Origin of the sequence: Pseudomonas sp., from assembly GCF_050739935.1 — a bacterium.
In the GTDB taxonomy this organism is placed as follows: domain Bacteria; phylum Pseudomonadota; class Gammaproteobacteria; order Pseudomonadales; family Pseudomonadaceae; genus Aquipseudomonas.
In genome coordinates, this window is sequence record NZ_JBOICF010000032.1 from 1 (window position 1) to 2,339 (window position 2,339).

The window sequence follows — 2,339 nt, forward strand, 5'->3', positions numbered from 1 at the left end:
TCCATCGGATGCACTGGCCAATCGCGAATGAATTCGCTCCCACAGGTTGAGTACGCCAACGCATCGGGTGCTCTGAACGACCATTCGGCGCGATCATCGCGTTTACGGTGGTGCTGTGGGGAGTCGGCGTTGGGCCTGAGTACACCAATTGAACGGGTTTGACCCTTCTATTGCTGGAACACGCCCCCTGTGGGAGCGAATTCATTCGCGAGACGGTTTCACATCCGAGATAGATCCATCGGATGCACTGGCCAATCACGAATGAATTCGCTCCCACAGGTTTTGAGTACGCCAACGCATCGGGTGCTCTGAACGACCATTCGGCGCCTCGGGTTTTCGGCTACCACGCGCTTTGCGGCATACTCGCGTCCTCTGGAGACCGATGAAGCATGCTCGAGCAACTCAATACCCGCGTCGAATCCTGTTACCAACAAGCCGAAGATTTTTTCAAACGTCCCTTCAAACGCCCTGTCGTCAGCCTCAAGTTGCGCGGCCAGAAGGCCGGGGTCGCGCATCTGCACGAAAACATGCTGCGCTTCAACCCGCAACTGTACCGGGAAAACAGCGAGGACTTTCTGCGCCAGACTGTGGCCCATGAGGTCGCGCACCTGGTGGCCCATCAACTGTTCGGCGACTCCATCTCGCCCCACGGTGAAGAATGGCAACTGATCATGCGCGGCGTGTACGAATTGCCGCCCAACCGCTGCCACAACTATGAAATCCAGCGCCGCAGCGTGACCCGCTATATCTACCGCTGCCCCTGCCCGGAAAGTGATTTCCCGTTCTCGGTGCAGCGCCACAAGCTTGTGCGCAAAGGACGCAGGTACCTGTGTCGTCGGTGTCGAGAGATATTGGTGTTCAGCGGTGAGACCAGGGTTGAGTAAAGCTTTGGTCGCTCAATAGCCACGGCCGACCTCTTCGTGAGCAAGCTCACTCCCACAGATTTGCGCGTGACCGCTCCTCAGTGAACACCGTAGGTCCATTGTGTCTGAGCGAGCGGCTCACGAACGGGCCAGCAGCTAAGCCGTAACCTTCAGCCAATAACCCCAGAATCCCGCATTGACTCAATTTCAGGCAGAGTGAACCCCATTTCCGCCAGCACCTGTTCACTGTGCGCCCCCACCGCAACGCCAATATGCCGGGGCGCAGGCAGGCCATCGGAGAACTTCACCGGGCAGGCCATCTGCGGCTGAAGGCTGCCATCCTCCCTCGGCACCTGCGTCACCACCTGTCGCGCCTGCAATTGTGGGTGCCGGACGGCTTCAGAGAAACTCAACACCGGCTCGACGCAGGCATCAACCCCGCCGAACAACGCTTCAAGTTCATCGAAACTGCGTCGTTCGAACTCGATCTTCAGTTCATTTTTGAGCCCCATCTGATCGGCGTAATCCGGGGACAGGCCGCGCTTGACCAGCTCCGGTCGCGCCAACGCCTCGCACAGCGCACGCATGAACACCGGTTCCAGACTACCCACCGAAAACCAGCGACCATCGCGACTGCGGTAGTAGTCGTAGAAACTACCGCCATTGAGCACGTTGCCCTCGGCCTGAGGCTCGACACCGGCCGCCAGCGCCCCAGCGCCCGCCAACGTATTCAGGCTGAAGGCGCAGTCGGTCATGCTGATATCGACGAACTGCCCCTGCCCTGTCTGTTGACGCGCAACCACTGCTGCCAACAGCCCGACCACCCCGTGCAGCGAGCCGCCGGCGACATCCGCCACTTGTACGCCCAACGGCAATGGGCCGCTGTCCCTGCGGCCGGTATGGCTGGCGAGCCCGGCCAGCGCCAGATAGTTGATGTCGTGCCCGGCGCGCTCGCGGTAAGGCCCGGTCTGACCGTAGCCGGTGATTGCGACATAAATCAGCCGCGGATTGATGGCCTTGAGCGTTTCATAACCGATGCCCAGCCGATCCATCACGCCCGGCCGAAACTGCTCCAGGACGATGTCGTACTCGGCGACCAGGCGTTTGATCACCTCCACCGCTTGTGGCTGTTTGAGGTCCAGCGCCAAGCTGCGCTTGTTGCGATTGAGGTAGGCATGACTGGCCGAGACGCCGTGATCGTGGGGTGGCAGCACGCGCAGCAGATCCAGTCGTGTCGGCGACTCGATACGCAACACCTCAGCCCCCATGTCTGCCAGCAACAACGAAGCGAACGGGCCGGGGAGAAGCGTGGAGAAATCGAGGACTTTTAGCGAAGACAGCGGACCTTGCATGCGAGGGCCTTCCTGATGGCTGAGTGATTAAGGTCAGAGTAGGTGCGAGCCAGCGAAGGGGCAATGGCGTAACCTGTCATAGCATCTGGCGCATAACGCTTGTAGGAGCCGGCTTGCTGGCGAA

2 protein-coding genes are annotated in these 2,339 nt (G+C 60.1%); one reads left to right on the plus strand and one right to left on the minus strand.

Features of this window, described 5'->3' with window-relative positions; genetic code table 11:
- The first annotated feature begins 389 nt into the window (after nt 1-389).
- Nucleotides 390-884 carry a SprT family zinc-dependent metalloprotease gene (locus ACRER8_RS05450; protein WP_431745326.1) on the plus strand — a complete coding sequence of 165 codons (495 nt, stop codon included), beginning with the start codon at nt 390-392 and terminating at the stop codon, nt 882-884.
- 149 nt (nt 885-1,033) lie between these two features.
- Here ACRER8_RS05450 and ACRER8_RS05455 read toward each other — a convergent pair whose 3' ends face one another.
- Nucleotides 1,034-2,215, minus strand: coding sequence for a CaiB/BaiF CoA transferase family protein (locus ACRER8_RS05455; RefSeq protein WP_431745327.1), 1,182 nt, complete (start codon nt 2,213-2,215; stop codon nt 1,034-1,036).
- Between the last annotated feature and the right edge of the window lie 124 nt (nt 2,216-2,339).

Excerpts from the sequence above, each read along its gene's own strand:
- ACRER8_RS05455 (WP_431745327.1), bottom strand. The coding sequence starts at position 2,215 with ATGCAAGGTCCGCTGTCTTCGCTAAAAGTCCTCGATTTCTCCACGCTT.
- ACRER8_RS05450 (WP_431745326.1), top strand. The coding sequence starts at position 390 with ATGCTCGAGCAACTCAATACCCGCGTCGAATCCTGTTACCAACAAGCC.